The following is a 23,650-nucleotide window of genomic DNA, read 5'->3' on the forward strand; positions in this document are numbered from 1 at the left end:
TTGCCTCCCCTATTTTTCCGATTCTCGAATCCTCCCCCGCCGTGCCTCGCGCCGGCGGGCTAGCGGCCGCCGCAAGCTGCGGCGGCCGCTTTTTTTGCCACATGGATTGAGGAATCCGCGATGAAGTCTCGTCTGTTTGGCGCCTTGATCTGCATCGGTTGCGTCAGTCTGCCGGCCGCGCTCGCTGCGCGCGATGCCGGGCAGAAGCCCAGCGCGGGTGCAACGAATCGCATCGGAGAACCCTGGCGCAACAAGAGCTTGTCGGCCGCGGCGCGCGCCGCGGCGTTGGTCAAGGCGATGACGCTTCAGGAGAAGCTGACCTATATCCACGGACTGTTCCCCAACAAGATCGATCCCCGCCCCGCCGACATGGTTCCCTCGGCCGGCTATGTGCCCGGCGTGCCGCGGCTCGGCATCCCGACCTTGCGCGAGAGCGATGCCAGCCTGGGCGTCGCCAACCAGATGAACCTGCGCACCGACGACGTCGCGACGGCACTGCCCTCGGGCCTCGCCACCGCCGCCACCTTCGATCCCAAGCTGGCTTATGCCGGCGGCGCGATGGCCGGGGCGGAAGCGCGCGCCAAGACCTTCAACGTCCTGCTCGCCGGCGGGGTCAATTTGACGCGCGACGGCTGGAACGGGCGCAATTTCGAGTATCTTGGGGAAGACCCGCTGCTCGCCGGCACGCTCGTCGCCGCTGCGATACGCGGCGTCGAATCGAACCATATCGTCTCGACCGTCAAGCATTTCGCGCTCAACGCGCAGGAGACCGGGCGCACCATCCTCAACGCGCGGATCGACGAAGCGGCGTTGCGCGAGAGCGACCTGCTCGCGTTCGAGATCGCGGTGAAGGACGGCCGGCCCGGCTCGGTGATGTGCGCCTATAACAAGGTCAATGGCGATTGGGCGTGCGAGAACCGCTTCCTGCTGACCAAGATATTGCGCGACGACTGGAAATATCCCGGCTGGGTGATGTCCGACTGGGGCGGAGTCCATTCGACGGTCAAGGCGGCAATGGCGGGCCTCGATCAGGAATCGGGTCAGGAACTCGACAAGGAAATCTATTTCGGCGCGCCGTTCGCCGCCGCGATCGCGAACGGCACGATCCCGGTGGCGCGGCTGGACGAGATGGTGCGTCGCATCCTGACCGGGGTGATCGCCAGTGGCCTTTATGACGATCCATCGCCGGCGGCGGTGCAACCTATTGATTATGCGGCACATGCGGATGTGGCGCAGCGCGTGGCCGAAGCATCGATGGTCCTGCTCAAGAACCGGGGCAATGTCCTGCCGCTGGCCAAGCGCGCGCAGAAGATCGTGCTGATCGGCGGCCATGCCGATGTCGGCGTGCTGTCGGGCGGCGGGTCGAGCCAGGTGCGTTCGGTCGGCGGCGTGCCGATCGAGATTCCGCTGACATCGGGCGCGGCGATGTCGTTCGTGCGCGTGACATATCACAATTCCTCGCCGCTCAAGGCGATCCAGGCGCTCGCGCCGGGCGCGCGGATTTCCTATGTCGACGGCAAGGATCCGGCGGCCGCGGCAGCGGCGGCGCGCGACGCCGACATCGCGATCGTCTTCGCCACGCAATGGTCGACCGAGGCCGAGGATAATCGCGACATCGCGCTGCCCGACAATCAGGATGCGCTGATCGACGCGGTCGCCGCGGCCCAGGCGAAGACGGTCGTCGTGCTCGAGACCGGCGGCCCGGTGCTGATGCCGTGGATCGATCGCGTGCCGGCAGTGGTCGAGGCCTGGTATCCCGGCCAGCGCGGCGGCGAAGCGATCGCGCGCATCCTGTTCGGCGATGTCGACGCGACCGGGCGCTTGCCGATGACCTTTCCGCGCACGTCTGCGCAGCTGCCGCGCTCCGGGCCTATCGGCTTGGAAAGCCTGAAGAACGACGCCGCGAGCAACGCCGGTTCGGGGACCGCCGAGCCGGTCGCATCGTTCGATGTCGATTATAAGGAAGGCGCCAATGTCGGTTACCGCTGGTATGCGGCGCAGAACAGCCAGCCGCTATTCGCGTTCGGCTATGGCCTCAATTATGCCAGGGTGAGTTATGCCAAGGCCCGCTTCACCGGCGGAGCCAAGCCCGGCGTGACGGTTGCGATCACCAATCAAAGCGACCGCGCGACCGTCGCCGTGCCCCAGCTCTACGTGACTTTGCCCGATGGTAGTCCGTTGAGACTCGCCGGATGGAGCCGGGAAGCGCTGGCGCCGCACGAGACGCGAACCGTGACGATATCGGCCGATCCGCGCGCGCTGACGCGCTGGCAAGCCGGCCGGTGGCGGCAGGCCGCGGGCAGCTACAAACTGACCTTGGCAACCGACGCCGCGCACCCGCTGCAATCGGCCAGTGTTGCCCTGGCGCAACGCTAAACCGAACGATCCGAAATGGGCTTTGTCCGATATTGACATCGATGTCGGACGCGATACGAAGACAGTCGAGGCGAGACCACATCGCTTAACATCAAAATCGTGTCGGCATGGGAAGATGCCGACCAGGTAGGGAGGATCCGGGGCATGAGGACATTGAGAATTTCTGCGTCTGCGCTGGCACTTGCGGTCGGGCTAGCAGCGCCGGGCGTGGCTGCGGCTCAGGCTCAACCGCAAACGGCTGCGCCCGACGCGGCGCCGCCGGCACCGGCCGACGATCAGGCCGCATCGAGCGGTGACATCGTCGTCACCGGCGTCCGCGCCTCGCTCGAACGCTCGATCGCGATCAAGCGCAATTCCAACGGTATCGTCGACGCCATCTCGGCCGAGGATATCGGCAAATTCCCCAACACCAACCTGGCCGAATCGCTCCAGCGCATCACCGGCGTGTCGATCGACCGCGTCAACGGCGAAGGCTCGACCGTCACCGTCCGTGGGTTCGGCGCACAGTACAACCTCGTCACCTTGAACGGGCGCCAGCTCGCCACGTCGAATATCGTCTCGGTGGGCGGCGATCAGAACGGCGATGGCGCGGGCGGCTTCGGCCGGTCGTTCGATTTCGCGAACCTCGCCGCGGAAGGGGTCAAGACGCTCGAAGTCTACAAGACCGGCCGCGCCGCGATTCCGTCGGGCGGCATCGGTGCCGCGATCAACGTCGTTACCCGACGCCCGCTCGATGCGCGGGAAAGTGGGTTCACCGGCACGATCGGCGCGAAGGCCAGTTACGATACCAGTGCCGACGACTGCATCAGCTGCGGCAGCCATGTGACGCCGGAAGTTTCCGGCCTGCTCAGCTGGAGCGACAAGGATCAGAAGGTCGGCGTCTCGCTGTTCGGCAGCTACCAGAAGCGCAACTTCAGCGTCCCCACCGTCGCGAGCAACGACTGGAATATTCGCACTCTGTCGGATTTCCTCAATCCGGCCAATGGTTTCGTTAACGCCGCGACCAAGCTCAACAACGTGCCGGGCAATGCCAATGTCCTGGTTTCGGTGCCTGATGACAGCCGCTACCATTTCTCCGAGGACAGCCGTGAGCGGCTGAACGGTCAGGCGATGCTGCAATTCCGGCCGACCGACGGGCTGACCATTACTGCTGACGGTATGTATGCGCAGCTCCGGGCGTCCGAGCGCCGTTCGACCCAGTCCAACTGGTTCAACCGGCCATTCGACGAGGTGACGTTCGACGACGCGTCCAACGGCATCGCCACGACCTCCTACCTTCACGAAACCATCAACGGCGTGAAGGATGAGGCGTTCGAGCAGGCCTATCGCGCACAGAAGAACCGTTTGTGGGATGTCGGTCTGAATATCGATTGGCAGGCGACCGATCGGTTGAAGTTCGTGCTCGACGGGCATCTCGGCAAGGCCGAAAGCCTGCCGGACAACCCCAATGGCCAGACCTCGACCACGGTCGCGTTCAATATGCCGGTGGTGACCTCGCACTCGCTCACCACCACTCCGGGCGGCTTCCCGCAGCAGACGTTGACCTTCAACGACTGCACGCCGAGCGTCACCCCCAACGGCACGCCGTTCATCAAGGGCAATTGCAATAACAAGCTCGATGCAGGCGATCTGTCCGGCGCGATTCAGCGCCAATTCGCCTCGACCCAATCGCAGCGCATCAAGGAACTGCGCCTCGACGGCACCTGGGATCTGGGCGGTGGCAGCAAGTTCGATTTCGGCGGCGGCTACCGCACCACCAATACGCTGCAGACGCAGTATAATACGCGTCAGGTTCTCGGCGACTGGGGCAACTCATTGCCGCCCGAGATCAATGCCGTGGCGCCCGGGCAGGTCTTCCAGTTCTGCACCGCCTGCCAATTCACCCACAACAATCCGAACGCTGACGCCAATACGCTGGTGGCGTGGCGCACCGAGGACGCGACCAAGCTCTATAATACGCTGTATCAGCATTATATCGGCATCACGAACGATGGCGTGAACCACCAGAACAATATCGACACCAACAGCTTCAACCGTGTCAAGGAGAGCATCTGGTCGGTCTATGGCCAGATCACCTGGAACGGCACGATCGGCAACATGCAGGCGCAGCTCGTCGCCGGTGCCCGGTTCGAGAGCACCAAGGTCACGGCCCAGTCGCTGCAACCCGTTCCGCTCGCAATCGTCTGGCAGGCGGACAACGACTTCAACATCCTCAACTCGACCGATCGTCAGGCGCTGACGTCGAAGGGCTCCTACAACAATCTGCTGCCGTCGATGGATTTCTCGATCGGCTTTACCGACAAGCTGAAGGGGCGCTTCTCTTACTCGAAGACGATCGCGCGCGCTCCCTATGGCAGCTTGTTCGCCTCGACCACTGTCGGCGCGCCGCCGCGTCCGACCGCGATCGGCGGCACTGCGACCGGTTTTGCCAACAATACCGATCTCAATCCGCTCGACTCGGATAATTTCGACGTCTCGCTTGAATGGTATCCGAACAAGGACAGCTATTTCTCGGTCGGCTTCTTCGACAAGCGCGTCCACAACTTCATCGGCAACACGTTGGTCAATCGCAACCTGTTCGGCTTGCGGGATCCCACATCGGCTGCTGCGGGCACGCGCTCGGGCATAGCCAAGGACCAGCTGACTGCGTTACAGGCCGGCATCACCGACGTGAACCTGTTTACCTATACCGCTTTGCTGCAGCAGAATAACGGCAACGTGGCGGCGGCGAATGCAGCGTTCCAGGCGAACTATCACAATGGTGCACTCGATCAGGGCTTCGTCGACTCGACGCTGGCCGCGGTCGACATTATCGCCAACTCCAGTGATCCGCTGTTCAACTTCTCGGTCAACACGCCGATCAACAACAAGGACGCGGAGATTTACGGCGTCGAGATCGCTGGCCAGTATTTCTTCGGCCGGACCGGTTTCGGCCTTGCCGCCAGCTACACGCTGGTGCGCGGCGATGTCGGAATCGACGTGGCGGCCAATCCCAATGTCGACCAGTTCGCGCTGGTCGGTCTGTCGGACACCGCCAACGTTACTTTGATCTATGAGAAATACGGGATCTCGGCACGTCTGGCCTATAACTGGCGCGCCAAGTTCCTGAGCCAGCTCAACCGCGACTCTTATCACAACCCGGTGTACACCGCGCCTTATGGCCAGCTCGACCTCAACCTCAGCTATGACATCACCAAGAACATCGCGGTAAGCTTCGAAGGCATCAACCTTACCGAGGAAGGTGTCCGGACCTATGGTCGCGATCCGAGCAACACCTGGTATCTGGCCGAAGGGTCGGCCCGCTATCTGGTCGGTGCGCGCTTCAAGTTCTGAACAGCCATCACATGCTGGAAATGGGGAAGGCCGCTGCACAAGCGGCCTTCTTCGTCTAAGGATCGGCAGCGATGGCAAACCCCGTCCTACTCAACAATGTCGACCATGCCGATCTGCGGGTCGTGGTGGATCGCGGCGCCGCTTATGGCGATGCCGTCAACCAGACGATGGTGTTCGCCACCGAGTTCGAGGAATTGCAGCGCGAATATGCGATCCTGTTCCGGCGTGACCCTGCCGGCGCCTATCGCGCGACCGTCCTGCTCGGGTTCGATGCCGAGGAGAATCTCTATCTCGACGGCACGCATTGGGACGCGCGCTATATCCCCGCGCTGATGAGCCGCGGTCCGTTCTCGATCGGGGTCCCGCCGGAAGGCGTTGCCGGCGAACCGATGATCCATATCGACCCGTCGCATCCTCGCGTGCGCCATGGCGGCGAGGGCGCTGCGATCTTCCTCGACCATGGCGGCAACGCGCCCCTACTCGACCAGGTCGCAACCGCGCTCCAGCGCGTCTATGTCGGATCGCAGGCCGCGCCCGCCATGTTCGCCGCGTTCGAGGAGCATGACCTGATCCAGCCGGTCGAGCTGCGGATAGAGACCGAGGACGGACGCCGTTTCACCGTGCCCGACGGCTATGCGATCGCGCAGGATCGGCTCGCCGCGCTCGACGGCGCGGCGCTCGCGGCATTGCATCGCGACGATTTCCTGCGGCCGGCGATCTGGGCGGCATCCTCGCTGGGCAACATCTCCGCGCTGGTCGCGCGCAAGCGGCGCCGCGATGGCTGATGCCGCCCCCGTCCGGATCGCCGTCACTCGGCGAACCCGCGAGTTGGACGGAAATATCGCCGCGCCCGATCTCGCTGCCATTGTCGCCGAGGGCGTGCCGACGATCCTGAAGGGCGTCGCGCGTGACTGGCCGTTGGTCCAGGCTGGGCTGCAATCGCCGGAACGCGCCGTCGACTATCTGCTGCGGTTCCACAGCGGACAGCCGGTGGTCGGCTATACCGCCGACCCGGCAACCGGCGGCCGCTTCCACTATAACGAAGACGCGACGGCGATGAACTTCCGCGGCGAACGCGTCGCGTTCGACGCCTTCCTCGCCCGCATCTTCGAACAGCGCGGCAACCCAGACGCACCGGCTTTCTACATCGGCTCGACCGACCTCGACACCTTCTTCCCGGGCTTTCGTGCGGAGAACGAATTGGCGCCCGCGGGCGACTTGTTCGCCAAGCATCCGCCGCTCGCCAGCATCTGGCTCGGCAATCGTACGATCGCGGCGGCGCATTTCGACATGTCGAACAATGCGGCGTGCTGCGCGGTCGGGCATCGCCGCTTCACCTTGTTCCCGCCCGACCAGGTCGCCAACCTCTATCCCGGTCCGCTGGCGCCGACGCCGGGCGGGCAAGTCGTGACGATGGTCGATTTCGCCGCACCCGATCTCGACCGCTTCCCCGATTTTCCCAAGGCGGCGGCGGCCGGCGAGATCGCCGAACTCGAGCCCGGCGACGTCCTCGTTTACCCGGCCTTGTGGTGGCACCAGGTCGAGGCGCTCGACGACTTCAACGTGCTGGTCAATTATTGGTGGAACGCGGCACCCGATTTCCTCGACACGCCGATGACGACCTTGCTCCACGCCATGCTCTCGCTCCGCGATCGCCCGGCGCACGAGAAAGCCGCGTGGCGCGCGATGTTCGACTATTACATCTTCGGCCCGCCCGAGCGCCCGGCGGCCCATTTGCCCACCGCGGCCCGCGGGCCGCTGGCGTCCCTCGATCCCATGGCGGCGCGGCAGTTGCGCGCCCTGATCCAAAGGCAGCTCAATCGATGACCGAAGCAACTCCCGACAGGATCCGTCGCGTCGTCGTGGCGGGGGGCGGCACGGCAGGCTGGATCGCCGCGACCACGCTCGCCAAGCATCTCAGCCCGATGATCGAGGTGGTGCTTGTCGAATCCGACGAGATCGGCACCGTCGGCGTCGGCGAATCCACCATCCCGACGATCCGCAGCTTCCATTCCTTCATCGGCATCGACGAGGACGCGTTCGTCCGCGCGACCAATGCCAGCTTCAAGCTGGGGATCGGCTTCGAGAATTGGGACCGGCCGGGCGACCATTATTTCCACTCGTTCGGATCGGTCGGGCGATCGGTGTTCGTCGCCGATTTCCAGCATTTCTGGCTCGAGGCGCGGCATCGCGGGTTCGGGCGTCCTTATGGCGATTACTCGCTGGAGCTGCGCGCGGCGGCGGAAAACCGCTTCTCCGCCGATCCCGAGCTCGGCCTCGCTTATGCCTATCATCTCGACGCCACCGCTTATGCCCGGTTCCTGCGGAACATTGCCGAGGCCGACGGGGTAAAACGTGTCGAGGGCCGTATCGCGGAAGTGTCGCAGGATGCGGACAGCGGCGACATCCGATCGCTGGTGCTGGCATCGGGCGAGCGGGTCGACGGTGATTTCTTCATCGACTGCACCGGCTTTCGCGCGCTCCTGATCGAGCAAACGCTCAAGGCCGGGTTCGACGATTGGAGCCACTGGCTGGCGACCGACAGCGCGTTCGCGGTCCAGACCGAAAGCGCCGGCGAACCCGTCCCCTATACCCGCGCCATCGCGCATGACGCCGGGTGGCGCTGGCGTATTCCGCTCCAGCATCGGGTCGGCAACGGCATCGTGTTTTGCAGCGCGGACATGGACAATGACACCGCGCGCGAGACGCTGTTGGCCGGGATCGACGGCGAACCCTTGTTCGAGCCGCGCCTGCTGCGCTTCACCGCGGGGATGCGCCGCCGGGCATGGCATCGCAACTGCCTGGCGCTCGGCCTCGCCGGCGGGTTCATCGAGCCGCTGGAGTCGACCAGCATCCATCTGGTGATGATCGCGATCACGCGCTTCATCCAGTCGTTCCCGTTCACGCGCGACTATGATGCGCTGGCCTCACGCTTCAACACGCGGTCGGAAGCCGAGTGGACGCACGTGCGCGATTTCGTCATCCTGCATTACGCGCTCAACCATCGCGACGCGCCGTTCTGGCAACGCATGGCGCAGATGGATCTGCCCGATACGCTGGCCGCCCGCCTCGACCTGTTCCGCGAACAGGCGATGGCGCATCAGGACCAGGACGAGATTTTCCGCGTCGATTCCTGGTGCCAGGTGATGATGGGGCAGGGCCTGACGCCCGATGGCTGGCATCTGCTGCCGAGCCAGCTGTCCGATGCCAATCTTCGCCAGGCGCTGGACGGGCTCGACGCGGGGATCAAGGCCCGGCTGCCGCAGCTGCCGAGCCTGGCTCAGTTCCTGACGCGCTACGCGGCACCGGTTCCGGCGGCAGCGCTGCGCTGACATCGACATTCGTCCGCCGATGGCGAACCGGCGCGTCATTGCCGCTTTATGGTGATCGTGATTCGTCCGGCTTTTTCGATCCGAACCGACGCAAGCTGCTCCGCGAAGACAAGGTGGGCCCCGGCGACGTCGAATGTGCAGCCGTTGGGATATTGCGTTCGCGGCACGTAGATTTCAGTGGGCGCCGCGATCGCCGGATCAGCGTCGAAGGTCAGCGCGAAGTCGCCACTCGCCCGGTCGAAATGCATGTTGTGGATTCGTCCCTGGACGTGCCTGGCGAATGGCCGGCAAAATCCCCTGACCCCACGACCGCCAGAATTGGAATCGCCTGCTACCAATTGGTCGCGTGAAAAGATCGACAGATCCTCCTGGTTCCAATTGTCCCCGATCCTGAGGTCGTTGCGGTTCGACGCGGTGTAATTCCACTGCGTCGAGTTGAGCTGCAGCGCGTCGAGCGCGTCGTACATCAGCCCGAGCAACAGATCGTGTTTCGCCCAGATCGCCGGATCGCGCTCGCCGCGATCCCAGGCGGCGTAGGCCTCGCCTTCGTCGAGATCATAGGGAATGCCGAATTCGCCGATCAGCGACGGCGCGCCGTTGGGGCCGAATGTCTTGGCGCCGCCCGCCGCCTTATAGCCGATCTGCGCGACATAACGCTGCAGCACCTGATCCTCGCTGGTCGCGAGTTCGCCAGTAAGGAAGTCATACGAATTGTTGGGATCGAACGTCTTCAGATAGAGCGTCGAAGCGTCGTACCAGTGGCTGGCATTGACCGAGCGCTCGGGCATGCGCTCGGGGAAGGGGCGCCCCGACGCCGCGCCGAACGCGTCGAGCTCGGCGAACACCGACCAGTCGGGATTGTGCCGCCGCGTCGTCTCCGCGACAGCGTGGAACAGCGGGCCGAAGCCGTCCTCCGATATCGTGATGCGGCGGCCGTCGCGGCTGCGGAAGAATTCCTCGTCGAGCGCGACCGCCTTACCGCCCTCGACACGCCAGGCGCCCGCGGCGGCGAACGGACAGGTCACGCCGTCGCGCCAGATCGATACGCCGTCAGGATTGATGACGCGGCTGCCCGCCGGCTCGGCATGGCCGGTATCGAGGTTGCGCCGCAGCACTGGCACTTCGACCGATAGCCCGCTCGCCGCGGCCAGACCGTCAAGCGCCGACGTCGCGACACCGGGGCGGGGGCGCGTTCGGTTTTCCTCGCTCGGGGCCAAGTGGCGATAGCTCAGGCCATCGCCGACCCAGCCGGTGCCGGGCTCGTTGAGCGTATCGAAACCAAGCACGTGCGGCATGCCGGCGACGCGCTCGGCGATCGCTTCCATCGCGCCGAGATAATGGCGCTGCAGGTAATGCTGGATGTTCTCGCCGTCGACGCGATGGTCGGGGGTGAACAAGGCACCGCACCAGAACAGGCTCCACATGATCGCATTGCCCGATAGGCGGTAATTCGATCCCCAGCTCATCTGCGGATATTGCGGCTGGCGGCGGACGTCGCTGCCATAATCGTAGACCTGTTGCATGACGTGCGCCGCGCCCGCCGCGTGGAACTTGGTGAAATCGAGGCCCACCGCCTCGAACGTCCAGCCCGGCGCGCCGTCGCCGCCGGTCATCCGCGACCAGACGTCCTGATGGAAATCGACGAACAGATAGAGGCCGTGCTTGCCCGCGCGCGCGCAGATCTCGGTGAAATAATCGAGATAGTCCTGATCGTGCTGGCCCGGCCCGGCATGCTCGACCGCTTCCCAGGTGGTGAGCAGGCGCAGGCAATTGAAACCCCAATGCGCCAGCCGCGCCAGATGCTCGTCGGCCTCGGCGATCGGAAAGGGGCGCCCGACGAACGACACGGTGCGATGGTCGGCAAAATCGCTCGGATATTGGGTGCCGCCATTGGGGGAGGGCACTTTGCAATCGCCGCCCAGATTGACCCCGCGCAGGATGACATGGCGCCCATGGCTGTCGACGAACCGATCCCCGTCGATCGAGAGGGTGGGGAGAAGGGCAGGTCGCGTCGCGATGTCGATAGTCATGGTTTCTAAGCCTAGCCGTGACGAAATGGTCGGCTATAATTTGATCGAAAATAGAATAAAAAGTCAATTATGATCAAAAAATACGAAAAGGAGATGCGGGTGGTTTTCCGGTACACCTTTCAATTCGCCCAGCCCGCTGCTCTATGAGGCCGGCATCTCGCCCGATCAGAAAGACCTGATGTGACAGCATTGGTTTCCGTCGCAACATTTACCGATCCCCGCCTGACCGTCGGGATCGACGCCGACAAGAACCCGACCCAGGCGATCGCGCACTGGTTGCGCCGCGACATCGTACGCGGCGTGTTCGCGCCGCTCGAACGCCTCAAGGTCGAACAGCTCACCCAATATTACGGTGTGGGGCACAGCCCGGTGCGCGAAGCGATCCTGCTGGTCTCGGCGCGCGGGCTGATCGAGCACGAGCATAATAAGGGCTATCGCGTCGCCGGCGTGTCGCTGGCCGATTATAACGACCTGATCGATATCTATCGGCGGACTTATCAGCTCGCGCTGGAAATGGCGGTCGAGCGTGGCGGCGAGGAGTGGGAAGAGCGCGTCGTGCTCGCGCTGCACCGCTCGCTCAAGGTCAGCAAGGTGATGACCGATGCCGATCCCGAGGCGCGCGAATTGTGGCAGCAAGCATATAAGAGCCTGCACGAGGAAATATTGTCCGGCTGCGGATCGCGAATCCTGAGGGGGGTGGTCGGCAATCTCGGCGACCGCGCCGAGCGCTACGTCAATCTTCACGCCGATCTCGCCACCGACCGTGCGCGCGACAGCCATGCCGAGCACCGCGTGATCGTCGAGGCGATCGTCAGCGGCGACGCCGACCGGCTGCATTCCTTGCTCGACCGCTTCTTCGAGGGCGGCGAGCCGATGCGCGAGACCATCCGGCGTAACCTCGCCGAGCTCGACCAGCCGAAGCGCCGGCGCGGCGGTGTTCAGAGTGTGCGTGGACGGCGCCCCGTAACGGCCGCCTGACGCATGCGCCGGCTCAGCGTCAGCGTGGTGGCAGCCCCGCGGGCGCGGTAAATCCCGCCTTTTGGTGTTGGGGCGGTTGGGATAGCACGGTGCCATGCCAAGCTCTGACGGAATTTACTGGACGACGGACGAGAAGCTTTTTCGGACGTTGCCCGGGAGCGATGAGGTCACCGGATGGTTCGGCTTCGTACCCTCTTTTCATGATTGGGAGATCGAGAGGTTAGACGTCACGGCCGGCGAGGCGACGATCGTCTTTAAAGCTTGTCGGATGACGAGCGAGATAGACGCGAAAGGATTTTTCGTCTGCGACCGCCATGCGCGTCTATTCGTTCACTTCGACGGAATCACTGGCATCTCGCTGGTTGGAGATGCCGGCGCAATCGTTCAGGATCTCGGCGTCAGGCGGGTCGCGGCGAAGCAAGGCGGATGGGCCACGTCAGCGGGTCCACAAATCGGGGACCTCGAATTGACCTGGGAGAGCAGCATTGGGCTCGAGGGGTCGTTCTATGCTCGCGAGATCCGCTTTTCGGTGCAGCCGGCATAAGCGCGAGCAGCCGGTTTTGGGCCGACCTACGCCACTTCCGGGATGATCCCGAGCACAGCCGAACGCCGGAACCTCTCGTCGCCAGTGTCTGGCCACGGTCCCGGCTCCGGGAACCCGCCGCCTGCCAGCGGCCAGGCAATCGGTGTCGCCGGCCCGTCGATCGGCCGCCGATCGCGATGCCGGTTCGGTCGACCGAGGGATGCGATCGCTCGCCGCTGCGCGTGCAGCCGTCGGCGAAATAGATCGCGGTATAGGCGCGGCGCGTTATCCCCGACTGGTTGGGCAGCGCCATGTGCATCGTGCGGCCATGATGGAACAGCACGTCGCCCGGCCGAGCGGGGACGAACACTGCCTGGTCCTCGACTTGCGGCCCGTTGCTGTCGTTGCCGGCGAAGATGTCGACGAATTGCCGCGCGTCGCGGTGCGAGCCGGGGACATAGCCCATGCAGCCTGTCTCGCGATCAACCTCGACCAAGGGAATCCAGGCGGTGATCGTCGCGTCCTCGGCGATCGGCCAATAGGGATGGTCCTGGTGCGCCTGGGTCGATTTGCCGCCAGCCTCCTTGAACAGCGCTTGGTCGTGCCACAGCCGCACGGCCGGGGCGCCGATCAGCTCGGCGGCCATCCGGCAGACATTCTCGTGGAAGGTGAGGGGGCGGATGCCGGGCGAATCCTCCCACATATATTGGCATTGCACGAACGACTGTTCGTAGCGCGACTTCTCCGCCAGGCTGCGCGTGTCGCGCGCCTTGCGCCGCGCGACCGCGGCATCGACTTCGGCGGCGAGCGGGGCGAGTTCGGCGGGATCGATCAGCCCGCGTACCGCGACGAAGCCATCGCTGCGATACGCCTCGATCAGCGCCGCGCTGTCGTCGCGCATCATTGTCCGGCGCCCTCGATGATGAACTGGCGTTCGGCATCGTCCTGGCGGATCGTCTCGCCGTCGACCATCGTATGCGCGCCGTCGGGGGCATATTGCAGGATGTACGCCTTGCGCACTGTGCCGTCGCGCAGGTTCGGCCCCGTGCGATGCGGAGAAAGCGACGAGAACAGGATGATGTCGCCCTTCTCCGCCGGCACCGCGACCGCGTCTTCGGCCTCCTCGAGGCACTTGAGCCCGATCGGCGTGCGCCAATGGTCGAGCGTGCCGCCCTTGTGCAGGCCGGGCACGATCCAGGGACAGCCATTCTCCTCGTCGACATCGAGCAACGGAATCCAGAAGGTCAGATATTGCTGCGGCTCGATGAAGGTGTAGCCATTGTCCTGATGCCAGGGGAATTCCTGCTTCACCCCGGTCTTCTTGTAGACCGACTGGTCCCAATAGAGCCGCACCGTTCCGCCCATCAGATCGTGGCACAGGTCGCGGATCACGGGATGCGCGGCGAAGCGGCGCAGCACGTCCGAATGCTTGACGATATGCGTGGTGAAGGTGATCGCGTCGGTGTTGGTCAGGCTGAGATTGCCGCCCTGTTCCTTGACGTACTTTTCATAGGCCTGCTCGATCGGGTCGATCGCCGCCTCGACCGCAGTCAGTTCGGCATCGCTGAACGCGTTCTTGATGACGATGAAGCCGTCGCGGTCGAACGCCTTCACTCCGTCGCGCGTCAGGCGGCGCAGCGGCCGCGCGCCGGGCACGTCCTGCCAATGGAAATCGTGGTTGAGCGGATGCGGGCGGGGATAGGTCTGGGTCGACATTGGATCCGTTCTTCTAGGCTGAGATGGTGGAAGTGGCGCGCCGCGCGGGGAGCCAGCGGTTGACGTGCGCGAGCGTCGCCGCCGCGACCGCATCGAGCGGTTCGGTGCCCGCCTCGGCATAATGGTAGACCATCGCCGATCGGCGATAATCGGCGACATTGTCGGTCGAGCGATGCATCAGGTACGAGTGGAAGAAGAGCACGTCGCCGGGCTCCATCGTCACCGGGATTTCCTCGGCGGTGTCCTCCGACACGATCTCTTGATAGCCCTGCAGGCTTTCCGGCCGGCGGTCGGCGACATGCTCGAACACCTGCTGCCTTTTGTGCGACCCGGGCAGCACCCACAGGCAGCCATTCTCCAAGGTCGCGCGGCTCAGCGCGACCCAGACGGTCACCTGCGGCTGCTTGTCGTAGCGGAAATAATAAGCGTCCTGATGCCAGGGCTGGCCGAGCACGCCGGGATTCTTGAAGATGAACTGGCTCTGGAAACAGTCGATATCGTCGGTGAGGATGTCGCGCAGCGGATCGGTGAGCACGGGATCGACGGCGAGGTCGTGCGCCGCGCCGACGATGTGGCAATTGAATACCTTGGCGATGAAATCCTCGGGGTTGCGCGCCACCGGGCTCGGCGCCTTTTCAGGATAGATCAGCAAATCGTCGGCGGTCGAATAGACGCGCTCGCCGCCATGCCCCGCCGGCGGGTCGGCACGGATCGCGTCAACCGCCTCGCGCTCGATCCGCTCGGTGACGGCCGCCGAGAGCAGGCCACGTTCGATGAAGAAGCCACGCTCCTCCCAGCTGTCGCGATCCGGCATATCCATCTCCCCATGATTCGATCTAATGCAGCATATTTACGCAATTTACATCAAAAATAGATCGAATTTGCAAGAGGCGAAAGGGCGGAGCGATGCCGTGCGTGGGAGACACCGACCACCACACCAACGAAGCCACCCCGGCGAAGGAGCGCCGGGGTGGGATGCAAGCTAGATGGGTTACAACTGGGTGATCGAGTGCTGGGCTAGGATCGCCGCGAGACGTCACCCCATGCCCAGGGTCAGGGTACGTTGCTCAAGATGCTCTGCCAGTTGGTCGTCTCGGTATAGATCTCGCCGGTCGAGGCCTTGAACGCCTGCTGTCCGTCGGCTGCTCCCTGGAGCTGCCACATCAGCCAGGCGGTCGGATAGCCGAGATAGGCATCGACGCCGTTGTTGCACGACCCGAGCCCCGACGGGCAGGTCGGATTGCCCTGGACGTCATTATGGTTGGTGCCCTTGATGATCGCCTTGGCCTTGGTCAGAGCCGAAGGCGTCGCGTTGTAATACGCCGTATTCGAGTTGAGCTGGCTGCCGAACAATTGCGTGTCGGGGGAGATCAAACCGTCGGCCGATCCGCTGACATAGAGGAACGAGCCCGAGGTCGCGCCGGTCAGCGTCGCCGTCTGCAGGCAATTGGACGACGAACTGCACCACATCTGTGCGGGAAGGTGGAACGCGACCGCGGTGCGGATCATGCCACCCGAATGGATCATCGCGTTGATCACCCCGGTGGCGCCTTGCGAATGGCCGACGGCGCCGATCTTGGTCACGTCGAGCTTGCCGAAGAAGACGCTGCTCGCGTCGGTGTTGCGCGCCTTGATGTAATTGGCGCTGTCGATCAGCGTCTGGCCGATGCCGGTAGTGCCGTCCTGCGTCGCGATAACGACGAAGCCCCACGACGCCAGGTGACGGAGATAATAAGCGTAAGTGCTGGCGGCGATCGGCGTCGTGCCGGTGCCGTTCCCCCAAACCACGATCGGATGCAGGAAGCCGTTGGCGCCGAGATTGGCGGGGAAATAGATATCGCAGAGGTCGCCCTTGGAATCGCAGGCCGTGGCGGTGACCGTCGTCGTCACGGTCCAGGGGCCGTTGGCGTAATATTTCTGCTCGATGGGCTTCGTCGGAAGGTTGGGCCCTGCGTAGGCGCTCATGGGCATTACCGCGACCAACGCCGCAGCCAACCAGGCTAACCGCTTCATAATCCTCTCCCTTCGCCGAATTTGGCATCGGGCCGTTCCGTCCGGGACGGTTTCGATGCCCTTTAATAATTATCGACTCTCTTTATAGAAAATAGAATTAAATGCAGAAAATTATCGAATCAAGCTGAATTTAAATTATTGGGCCGAGGCCCCTTCAACAGGAGACGATGATGACTAATCTCCCGACCACTGCACCGCGGATCGATCCGCGCAGCGCCGGCTTCGACTGGCAGGACGTGCCCGGCGACCGGCCGTTGCGGCGCTTGACCCGCGATGAAGTGGAGGCGTTCGACCGCGACGGCTTCGTCATCGTGCGCGGCGCGTTCGCCCGCGCCGAACTGGCCGAGGTCGAGGCCGCGATCGATCCGATCGAACAGGCCTATGAAACCTATGTCAGCGAGCAGCAGGGCGGCAATTTCCGCCTGACCTCATCGGGCACGATCACGTTCACCGCGCATCTGGTTACCCAGTCCGAGACTTTGCGCGATTTCGCCGCACATCCGGTGATCCGCGACCTCTGCCACGACCTCGCCGATGCGCCGATGCGGCTCTATTGGGACCAGTCGGTGTACAAGAAGACCGGCAAGAAGCAGGAATTCCCCTGGCATCAGGACAATGGTTATACCTTCATCGAGCCGCAGCAATATCTGACCTTCTGGATCCCGCTGGTCGATGTCGATGAGGAGAATGGCTGTCCCTGGATCGCGCGCGGCCTGCACCGGCTGGGCACGCTCGACCATTGGCTCACCCCGATCGGGCTGAAGTGCCTCGAGCAGGCCGACGATGCGGTGGCCGCGCCCGCCGCCGCCGGCGACATCATCCTGTTCTCGTCACTGGCGCCGCATCGGACCGGACCCAACCTCAAGGATGGGACGGTGCGCAAGGCGTATATCCTGCAATATGCCCCCGACGGCGCGCGGACGTTCGGCACCGATGGCTCGGTGGTGTTTCAGAACGACCCCGCTCGCCAATTTCTGATCGATGGTTAGGCACTAAAATGATGGAGGGGGAGGACGGCGATTGCTCGCCGTCGTGCTCCTCCCCCTCCGACAGTCCCTGCGGAGACTGTCACTCTCCCTGGGGAGAACCGATCAGGCCTCGCCGGCGACCACGCGGCGCTGCGCCTCGAGCTCTTCGACGATCTCGTCGTGCCGCTTGCCGCGCAGCGGGTAGAAGAACATCGCGATGCCCGCGATGACCAGCCCGAGCGCGGGTAATGCGGTCATCAGCACTTTCATTCGCGCCAGCGTCTCGGCCGATTGCGAGACATTGGCTTGATAGCCGATTACGCCGAGCAACCAGCCAAACAGCCCCGCACCAAGGCCTAATGCGACTTTCAGGAAGAACTGCCCCAGCCCGAACACGAAGCTTTCGGTCCGCCGACCCGATCGCCATTCGCCATATTCGACCGTATCCGGCAGGATCGACCAAAAGCCGAGCGCGAGGCCGAGACCGGTCACCTGCATCCACAGGAAGAATCCGATCGCCAGCGCCGTCGTCCGCACGTCGGTGATGGCGAACCAGGTCAAGCCGGCCAGGCCCCAGACCACCGCGGCCAGGCAGGCGTTGCGCTTGCCGATCCAGCGGGTGACGACCATCCAGATCGGCACGACGATCAGCCCCGATGCGGCGCAGAGGCTCAGCGCGGTGCGCGCCTGGGCCTCGTCGTGGAGGTAATATTTGAAATAATAGAGGATCGATTTGCCCAAAGCGGTCGAACACATCACCCCGGCGCACATCGCGGCGAGCATTGTCCAGAGCGCGCGATTGCCCTTCAGCGCCTGCCAATATTCGCCCAGGCTGTGCGGCACGACTTCGTGGACGTCGCCTTCCGGCTCGCGAGTGGCGGCGAACACGATCGGGAAGATCATTGTCGCCATCGCCGCGAACAGGACAGCCGCGATCAGATAGCCGTGCGGTGAGTCGACCGTTCCGCCGAAATGAGCTGCGAGCGGCTGGGTCGTGATTGCGATGGTCAGCCCTGCCAGGGTCGCGAAGATGATCCGCGCGCCGGCGATCGATCCGCGCTCGCCCGAATTGGGCGTGATGCGCGCGCTCATCGCGGTATAGGGGATGGATACAACCGTATAGGCGATGCGGAACAGGATGTGCGTGGCGAGCATCCAGGCGGCAAGTGCCGACCCCGCCAGATCCGGCTTGAAATAGAGCAGGACGAACGCGATTCCGACGAACGGGCCGCCGAACAGCAGATAGGGGCGGTAGCGTCCCCAGCGCGTCCGCGTACGATCGGCAATCGCGCCCATCAGCGGGTCGATCGTCGCATCGAAGATCGAGGCGATCATGTAGATCAGTCCCGCCGTCCCCGCGCTCAGCCCGACGGCGTCGGTGTAGAAGAACAGCAGATAGAGCGAGATGCTCTGCCAATAGAGATTGAACGCGAAATCGCCGACCGTGAAGCCGATCACGCGCGAGATGCCTAATTTCGTACGCGCCAGTCCGGCCATCCCATCCTCCCGATTTTTTGGGGAGGAATAAATGGAGAATTGATAATTAGCTAGAGAATTTATCTATTTTAACGCGGATTTTTGCGCGGCCGTCCACGCTTGCGCGGCGCACCCTCCCTCTCCGGCGCGGGGTCGGCGTGAGCGGACTTTTCGTAGCTGGAAAGCGTACGGCTGATCGTCTGGTGGAACTGTACGCCCATTTCGAACATGTCGGCGACCAGCTCGTGCAGCCGCTCGGCATCGCGGTGCACCACCGCGTCGACGATTTCGCGATGCTTGCTGTGATGGTCGAGCACGCGGTCGATCTCGAGATCGGCGAACAAATTGACATAGCGTTCGAGCCGCCCGCCGAGATCGGCCCAGATCCGCATCAGGATCGGCGAACCGCAGCCCGACAGCAAGGTCCAGTGCAGCGCCGAATAAGCGCGCTGCCACATTTCGCGATGCTCGGGATCGTCGAAATTCTTCTCGACCTTGAGCGAGCGGTGGAGCTGGAGCACCACCGCTTCCTCCCAAGCCTCGTTGCCATGCTTGAGCGCGCTGTCGAGCATGAGCTGATAGATCTTGCGATAGGCGCGAATCAGATCGTCGTAATCGGCCAGTGAGACCGGTGCGACGCGATGCCCCTTCTGGTGCTCATGTACGACCAACCCGCTGGTCGACAACAATAAAATCGCCTCGCGCACGGGGCTGTGGCCGACATCGTAGAAAGCGACGAGTTGCTCGACCTTGAGCCGTTCGAGCGGCGCGAAGACACCGCGGACAATGTCGCGGCCGAGCCAATATTGCACCGCCAGCGTCGGATTTCGCTTGGGGTCGACGGGGGCGATGACCGACGGTGCGGTGAAGTTCTTTACGGACGGAATGTCGGTCGGCACGCCGCGACTATTAGACATGCCTCGCGCCCGCGCAACCAGCACGCCTTCCAGCCGCGGGCGATCGTCGCGGGGGTGTTTTGGTGTCCCTTCGCCGTGACGGCTATTCGCGGCCATCGTCGCTCGCGAGCATCGGCAGGGCTGGGGGTGCCGATGCCGCGATGCCCTGGACGGCAGCGTCGAAACAGGCGCGCGCCTGCTCGGTGAGGAAGGCGGCCTCGACCCAGCGGTCGCTTTCCTCGCGCGGACTGCCATCGGAGCCGGTGACCATCTTGGGATAAAAAGTGCGCGCGGGGAGCAATTCGCAAAGCGCGGGCAAATAGTCCCCGGAGCAGGCGGTGAGGAGGAAGCCGCCGATGCTCTCCGTCCACATCCGCCGGAAGATGGCGAGATGCTGCGCTTCGGCCGGGTCGCTCGCGCTGAGCTGGCCGAACGCGCCGGACGAGACGCGCAAGTGGAGGAAGCGGACACGCTCGAACACCGGGCGCATGGCGATGAGCTTGGCCTCGATATCGCCATACGGCAGTTCGTGGCCGGTATACCAATGTGCGAAATCGCCGTTGAAGGTCAGTTCGGGAAAGCGCTCGATCAGTCCGAGCGTCCGTCGGATATCCTGCGTCATCGTCGCGCGATGCGTTTCGAGGTGGAGTCTGTGCCGCTCCTGCTCGGCGATCTGCAGCATGCCCTCGGCGAGTCGCATCAGATCGTCGTCTTCCTCGAGACCGGTCCCCAGCTGCACCGTGGTGCAGGCGCAGCCCTGGTCGCGCCAGTGCCGCGTCATTGCGCGAAGCTGGTCGAGGTCATGGATCACGCGCGCGATGCCGAATGGGATCAGCCCGGCGCCGCGCGCGACCGCCGGCTCGAGCGTCTGGATACCTTCATAGCCGGCGCCCGGTAGCGCGGCGTAGATTTCCGCCGTGCTGCCTTTGGGTCCGGCGGACCAGTCAGGCAGTTCGGCGATCGTGACGAAGCTCAATCCCGCGATCAGGCGGGGAGGGGGTAAGCCCTCCCCGCCTGCATCGCGCGGTTCAGAAACCGACATCGAGCGACAGCCCCACCGAGCGCTGCGATTCATATGGCCGGAACTGGCTCAGGCTGCGCGCGCTGCCGAACGGGGTCGAGAACATCGTCACGGCGAAATGCTCGTCGAGCAGGTTCTTGCCGTAAACCGACAGCTTCCACAGCTTGCCGCTGGCCAGCGCGATCGCGCCGTTGACCAGCACATAGCCGTCCTGTCGCGTGCGCGGATTGTTGGGGAAGGCGATCAGCTGCGACGAGCGATAGCTGGCCGACAGATCGAATTGCAGCTTGAGCCTGGACGACAAATCGACGCCGTACGAACCGCCCGCATTCAATTGCCATTTGGGCGAATAGGGCAGCGGCGCGTCGGTCAGATTCTGCTGCACGCCGGGCGATCCCGCCGGCGATCCCGGCGCGGGGACGCATCCTTCCGCCACGGTCTGCCCGCCGAAGCACGGCGCGTTGGGGAAATCGCCCCAGCGCGCATCGACATAGGAACCGCTCAGCACCAGATTGAGGTCGGTCGCCGCGATCGGCCGCCAGCCGAGATCGAACTCGACGCCCTTGGTCTTCGCCTCGCTGCTGACGATCGGATAGGTCGCGGTGACCGGGTCGCGGCCCGCTGTCTGGTAATTGTCGACATGCGTGTAGAAAGCGGTGACGTTGAACGTCACGCGCGCGTCGGGCCAATAGGTGCGCAGGCCGATTTCGTAATTGGTTGGCCGCTCGGGTTTCACGTAGCGCAAGGTCTTGACGCCGATATTGGTGTCGAACCCGCCGCCCTTGAATCCGCGCGTCACGGTGGCGAACACGTTGGCGTCCTTGGCGATGTCGTATTGAGCACCGGCGCGCCACACCAACGCGTAGGATTGTTCGGCTTTACGATCGGAATCGGTCAGATGATAAGTCGGATCGAGACGATCCTTGGCCGCTTCCACCCGGTCCTTGAGGTAGCGCAGTCCGCCGATCAGTTTGAACGATTTCGATATGTTGAGATTGGCCTGGCCGAACAGCGCCATGTTGCGCGAATCCGAGGTGATGTGGGCGCGGCGGTTGAAGAACGGGAACGGCACCGTCGCGAAAATCTGGGTCGACCGCGAATTGACGTCGGCGTCGAAATAATAGGCGCCGAGCACGTAATCGATCAGTTTGCCGGTCGGCGAGGCCAACCGGATTTCCTGACTGAACTGCGCCTGGTTGAAATGGGCATAATTGACATCAAGGAGGTTGATCGGTGCCGAATCCGAATCGAGCCCGTCGGTCGTCTCCCAGGTCCGCCACGCGGTGATCGAGGTCAGCGTGAAGCCGCCCAGGCGATAATCGGCTTGCAGTGACACGCCCTTGCTCCTGGCGTTGGAGAAGACGTCGCCATTGATATCCTGGTCGAGATTGTCCCTGCCCGGCTTGATGCCTTTTGCGATCTGAAACAGTTCGGGCGCGCCCGGGGGCGTCCCCACCGAATAGAGCGTCCACACGCAGCAATCGGAGTCGCGCTTGTAATAATCGGCGATGCCGGTCAGCGTCAGGTTGGCGGTCGGCTCCCATTCCAGCTTGGCGCGCCCGCCCCAATCGTCGCGGTCGTTCAATTTGCGGCCATCGAACACGTTGGTGACATAGCCGTCGCGCTTGTTGCGCCGCCCCGAGATCGAGAAGCGAAGCGTGTCGGTGATCGGCCCCGACAGATAGGCGCTGAAGCGGCGGTCATTGTCGGGCCAACCCCAACTGACGCTGGCGTTGCCGGTGAATTCCCTGGATGGCCGCTTGGTCACGACGTTGACCACACCGGCCGATGCATTCTTGCCGAACAATGTGCCTTGCGGCCCGCGCAGCACTTCGATCCGCTCGATATCGGGGAGGTCGCCGAGCGACGCTCCAGCCTGGCCCATGACGACTCCGTCCAGGACATAGGCGACGCTGCCCTCGATCGCCTCGGACGAAAAGGTGCTGGTGCCGATGCCGCGGATGAAGAAGCCGAAATTGCGTGGTCCCGCCGAATTGGTCAGCGTGACGCTCGGGACCATATATTGCAGGTCGCTGGTCTCGTTGAATTTGAGCGAGGTGAGCTTGTCGCCGCCAATCACCGCGACCGACAGCGGCACGTCCTGCAGATTCTCGGCGCGGCGCTGCGCGGTGATGACGATGTCGCCGCGTGTGTCGATCGATTGTGCCTGCGAATTCGCGGCAGGCGTGCCCGGCGCTTGCGGATCGGGCGCCGGCTTGTCCTGCGCCTGCGCCGCGGTCGTCCAGCTTAGCGCCAACATGCTGACAGCGACGCTTCCAACCGCCCGGAATCGAAAACTGAGCATTCACCTCTCCTGATAAATTACTATATTTATCACTAATAATTTATCGGATTTATGATGTTGTCAATCATTCGATATTTTAAGCACGATGGGGCGGCCCTCGCACCCCAGCGCCGTTCGCGGAAATGCGGTTTCGCCTAACGCGAGGCTTTTGAGTGAGGCGACAGGCGTCGGCTAACGGACGGATTGTGCCGTCAGTCCTAGGCGAACCGGTCTCTGAACGATGGATTCGCGATCATTCCACGGGGCCGGCCGAGCTCATCGGCACGTTCTTCCTCAATCGGAGTTCGTCGGAGCCGCCGTCAGCCAATAGCCGGTAGATCTGATAGACCACGACCGGGACAGAGGCTCATGTCGACCGCGACCCGGCAGCGGCATCGCGTTCGCTTCGTTCCAGCCGGACGGCAACCTCGCGCTGCGCCGCTCAGGTGGTGTGCGAGTTTGGTCTGGCGGAACCAGTACCTTCCTGTGCGCGAACCTCCAGATTCAGAATGAGGCAATCCCCGAAATGCCCTCCATTTTACCCGCCGCATTGTGGTGGGAAGAGGAGGGACTGAGTAAATTCGATGGGACGGTTAATCCAAAAATCCTGACGGACTTATAAAAGGTTACGGGTGTTCTGGGGAGCCCGGGAGAGGGTGCAAGTGGCGGTGCTGTCAGTCTAAGGCGAACTCGTCTCTGGGCGA

Annotated in this window: 16 protein-coding genes; 7 read left to right on the plus strand and 9 right to left on the minus strand. The window is 63.6% G+C overall.

From position 1 onward, the window contains the following. Window positions 1–120 precede the first annotated feature (120 nt). From AC1DQQ_RS14415 to AC1DQQ_RS14435, 5 genes are all read left to right on the plus strand, one after another. The gene (locus AC1DQQ_RS14415) at window positions 121–2,376 is read left to right on the plus strand and encodes a beta-glucosidase (RefSeq protein WP_478045562.1); all 2,256 of its coding nucleotides are present in this window, start codon (window positions 121–123) and stop codon (window positions 2,374–2,376) included. A 144-nt stretch (window positions 2,377–2,520) separates the two neighbouring features. Next, a complete protein-coding gene (locus tag AC1DQQ_RS14420; RefSeq protein WP_478029576.1) occupies window positions 2,521–5,709 on the plus strand; it encodes a TonB-dependent receptor in 3,189 nt (1,062 codons plus the stop codon). Window positions 5,710–5,780: 71 nt separating this feature from the next. Further along, the gene (locus tag AC1DQQ_RS14425; RefSeq protein WP_478042365.1) at window positions 5,781–6,494 is read left to right on the plus strand and encodes a SapC family protein; all 714 of its coding nucleotides are present in this window, start codon (window positions 5,781–5,783) and stop codon (window positions 6,492–6,494) included. Further along, window positions 6,487–7,536, plus strand: a complete 1,050-nt coding sequence (locus tag AC1DQQ_RS14430) for a cupin-like domain-containing protein (RefSeq protein ID WP_478029580.1) — start codon at window positions 6,487–6,489, stop codon at window positions 7,534–7,536. Before AC1DQQ_RS14425 ends, AC1DQQ_RS14430 begins: the two co-directional genes overlap by 8 nt. After that, on the plus strand, window positions 7,533–9,041 hold the full coding sequence (locus tag AC1DQQ_RS14435; protein WP_478045563.1) for a tryptophan halogenase family protein: 1,509 nt from the start codon (window positions 7,533–7,535) through the stop codon (window positions 9,039–9,041). The genes AC1DQQ_RS14430 and AC1DQQ_RS14435 overlap by 4 nt, the downstream gene beginning before the upstream one ends. A gap of 35 nt (window positions 9,042–9,076) precedes the next feature. On the opposite strand, the gene AC1DQQ_RS14440 is transcribed toward AC1DQQ_RS14435, so the two are convergent. After that, window positions 9,077–11,071 (minus strand): cellulase family glycosylhydrolase, encoded by a 1,995-nt coding sequence (locus tag AC1DQQ_RS14440; protein ID WP_478045564.1) that lies wholly within the window; start codon window positions 11,069–11,071, stop codon window positions 9,077–9,079. 180 nt (window positions 11,072–11,251) lie between these two features. Between AC1DQQ_RS14440 and AC1DQQ_RS14445 the strand changes: the two genes are divergently transcribed. After that, on the plus strand, window positions 11,252–12,049 hold the full coding sequence (locus AC1DQQ_RS14445) for a GntR family transcriptional regulator (protein WP_478045565.1): 798 nt from the start codon (window positions 11,252–11,254) through the stop codon (window positions 12,047–12,049). 398 nt (window positions 12,050–12,447) lie between these two features. On the opposite strand, the gene AC1DQQ_RS14450 is transcribed toward AC1DQQ_RS14445, so the two are convergent. The 4 genes from AC1DQQ_RS14450 to AC1DQQ_RS14465 all read right to left on the minus strand — a co-directional run bounded on the left by AC1DQQ_RS14450 (window position 12,448) and on the right by AC1DQQ_RS14465 (window position 16,301). Beyond that, complete coding sequence (locus AC1DQQ_RS14450; RefSeq protein ID WP_478045566.1) at window positions 12,448–13,476, minus strand: phytanoyl-CoA dioxygenase family protein; 1,029 nt, start codon at window positions 13,474–13,476, stop codon at window positions 12,448–12,450. Continuing rightward, entirely contained in the window at window positions 13,473–14,288 is an 816-nt protein-coding gene (locus AC1DQQ_RS14455; protein ID WP_478045567.1) for a phytanoyl-CoA dioxygenase family protein, read from the minus strand. The genes AC1DQQ_RS14450 and AC1DQQ_RS14455 overlap by 4 nt, the downstream gene beginning before the upstream one ends. A 13-nt stretch (window positions 14,289–14,301) precedes the next feature. After that, entirely contained in the window at window positions 14,302–15,102 is an 801-nt protein-coding gene (locus AC1DQQ_RS14460; RefSeq protein ID WP_478045568.1) for a phytanoyl-CoA dioxygenase family protein, read from the minus strand. 239 nt (window positions 15,103–15,341) lie between these two features. After that, complete coding sequence (locus tag AC1DQQ_RS14465; RefSeq protein ID WP_478045569.1) at window positions 15,342–16,301, minus strand: poly(ethylene terephthalate) hydrolase family protein; 960 nt, start codon at window positions 16,299–16,301, stop codon at window positions 15,342–15,344. A 170-nt stretch (window positions 16,302–16,471) separates the two neighbouring features. Between AC1DQQ_RS14465 and AC1DQQ_RS14470 the strand changes: the two genes are divergently transcribed. Then, window positions 16,472–17,290 (plus strand): phytanoyl-CoA dioxygenase family protein, encoded by an 819-nt coding sequence (locus AC1DQQ_RS14470; protein ID WP_478045570.1) that lies wholly within the window; start codon window positions 16,472–16,474, stop codon window positions 17,288–17,290. A gap of 102 nt (window positions 17,291–17,392) precedes the next feature. On the opposite strand, the gene AC1DQQ_RS14475 is transcribed toward AC1DQQ_RS14470, so the two are convergent. The 4 genes from AC1DQQ_RS14475 to AC1DQQ_RS14490 form a co-directional block, all read right to left on the minus strand. Then, on the minus strand, window positions 17,393–18,766 hold the full coding sequence (locus AC1DQQ_RS14475; RefSeq protein WP_478029595.1) for an MFS transporter: 1,374 nt from the start codon (window positions 18,764–18,766) through the stop codon (window positions 17,393–17,395). 68 nt (window positions 18,767–18,834) lie between these two features. Then, on the minus strand, window positions 18,835–19,662 hold the full coding sequence (locus AC1DQQ_RS14480) for a GntR family transcriptional regulator (protein WP_478045571.1): 828 nt from the start codon (window positions 19,660–19,662) through the stop codon (window positions 18,835–18,837). A gap of 82 nt (window positions 19,663–19,744) precedes the next feature. After that, window positions 19,745–20,683, minus strand: coding sequence for a hypothetical protein (locus tag AC1DQQ_RS14485; RefSeq protein ID WP_478045572.1), 939 nt, complete (start codon window positions 20,681–20,683; stop codon window positions 19,745–19,747). Next, window positions 20,670–22,967 carry a TonB-dependent receptor gene (locus tag AC1DQQ_RS14490; RefSeq protein WP_478045573.1) on the minus strand — a complete coding sequence of 766 codons (2,298 nt, stop codon included), beginning with the start codon at window positions 22,965–22,967 and terminating at the stop codon, window positions 20,670–20,672. The genes AC1DQQ_RS14485 and AC1DQQ_RS14490 overlap by 14 nt, the downstream gene beginning before the upstream one ends. Window positions 22,968–23,650: the final 683 nt, after the last annotated feature.

Source organism: Sphingomonas sp. P4_G3 (assembly GCF_056401105.1).

Excerpts from the sequence above, each read along its gene's own strand:
- AC1DQQ_RS14415 (WP_478045562.1), top strand. The coding sequence starts at position 121 with ATGAAGTCTCGTCTGTTTGGCGCCTTGATCTGCATCGGTTGCGTCAGT.
- AC1DQQ_RS14420 (WP_478029576.1), top strand. The coding sequence starts at position 2,521 with ATGAGGACATTGAGAATTTCTGCGTCTGCGCTGGCACTTGCGGTCGGG.
- AC1DQQ_RS14425 (WP_478042365.1), top strand. The coding sequence starts at position 5,781 with ATGGCAAACCCCGTCCTACTCAACAATGTCGACCATGCCGATCTGCGG.
- AC1DQQ_RS14430 (WP_478029580.1), top strand. The coding sequence starts at position 6,487 with ATGGCTGATGCCGCCCCCGTCCGGATCGCCGTCACTCGGCGAACCCGC.
- AC1DQQ_RS14435 (WP_478045563.1), top strand. The coding sequence starts at position 7,533 with ATGACCGAAGCAACTCCCGACAGGATCCGTCGCGTCGTCGTGGCGGGG.
- AC1DQQ_RS14440 (WP_478045564.1), bottom strand. The coding sequence starts at position 11,071 with ATGACTATCGACATCGCGACGCGACCTGCCCTTCTCCCCACCCTCTCG.
- AC1DQQ_RS14450 (WP_478045566.1), bottom strand. The coding sequence starts at position 13,476 with ATGATGCGCGACGACAGCGCGGCGCTGATCGAGGCGTATCGCAGCGAT.
- AC1DQQ_RS14455 (WP_478045567.1), bottom strand. The coding sequence starts at position 14,288 with ATGTCGACCCAGACCTATCCCCGCCCGCATCCGCTCAACCACGATTTC.
- AC1DQQ_RS14460 (WP_478045568.1), bottom strand. The coding sequence starts at position 15,102 with ATGCCGGATCGCGACAGCTGGGAGGAGCGTGGCTTCTTCATCGAACGT.
- AC1DQQ_RS14465 (WP_478045569.1), bottom strand. The coding sequence starts at position 16,301 with ATGAAGCGGTTAGCCTGGTTGGCTGCGGCGTTGGTCGCGGTAATGCCC.
- AC1DQQ_RS14470 (WP_478045570.1), top strand. The coding sequence starts at position 16,472 with ATGACTAATCTCCCGACCACTGCACCGCGGATCGATCCGCGCAGCGCC.
- AC1DQQ_RS14475 (WP_478029595.1), bottom strand. The coding sequence starts at position 18,766 with ATGGCCGGACTGGCGCGTACGAAATTAGGCATCTCGCGCGTGATCGGC.
- AC1DQQ_RS14480 (WP_478045571.1), bottom strand. The coding sequence starts at position 19,662 with ATGTCTAATAGTCGCGGCGTGCCGACCGACATTCCGTCCGTAAAGAAC.
- AC1DQQ_RS14485 (WP_478045572.1), bottom strand. The coding sequence starts at position 20,683 with ATGTCGGTTTCTGAACCGCGCGATGCAGGCGGGGAGGGCTTACCCCCT.
- AC1DQQ_RS14490 (WP_478045573.1), bottom strand. The coding sequence starts at position 22,967 with ATGCTCAGTTTTCGATTCCGGGCGGTTGGAAGCGTCGCTGTCAGCATG.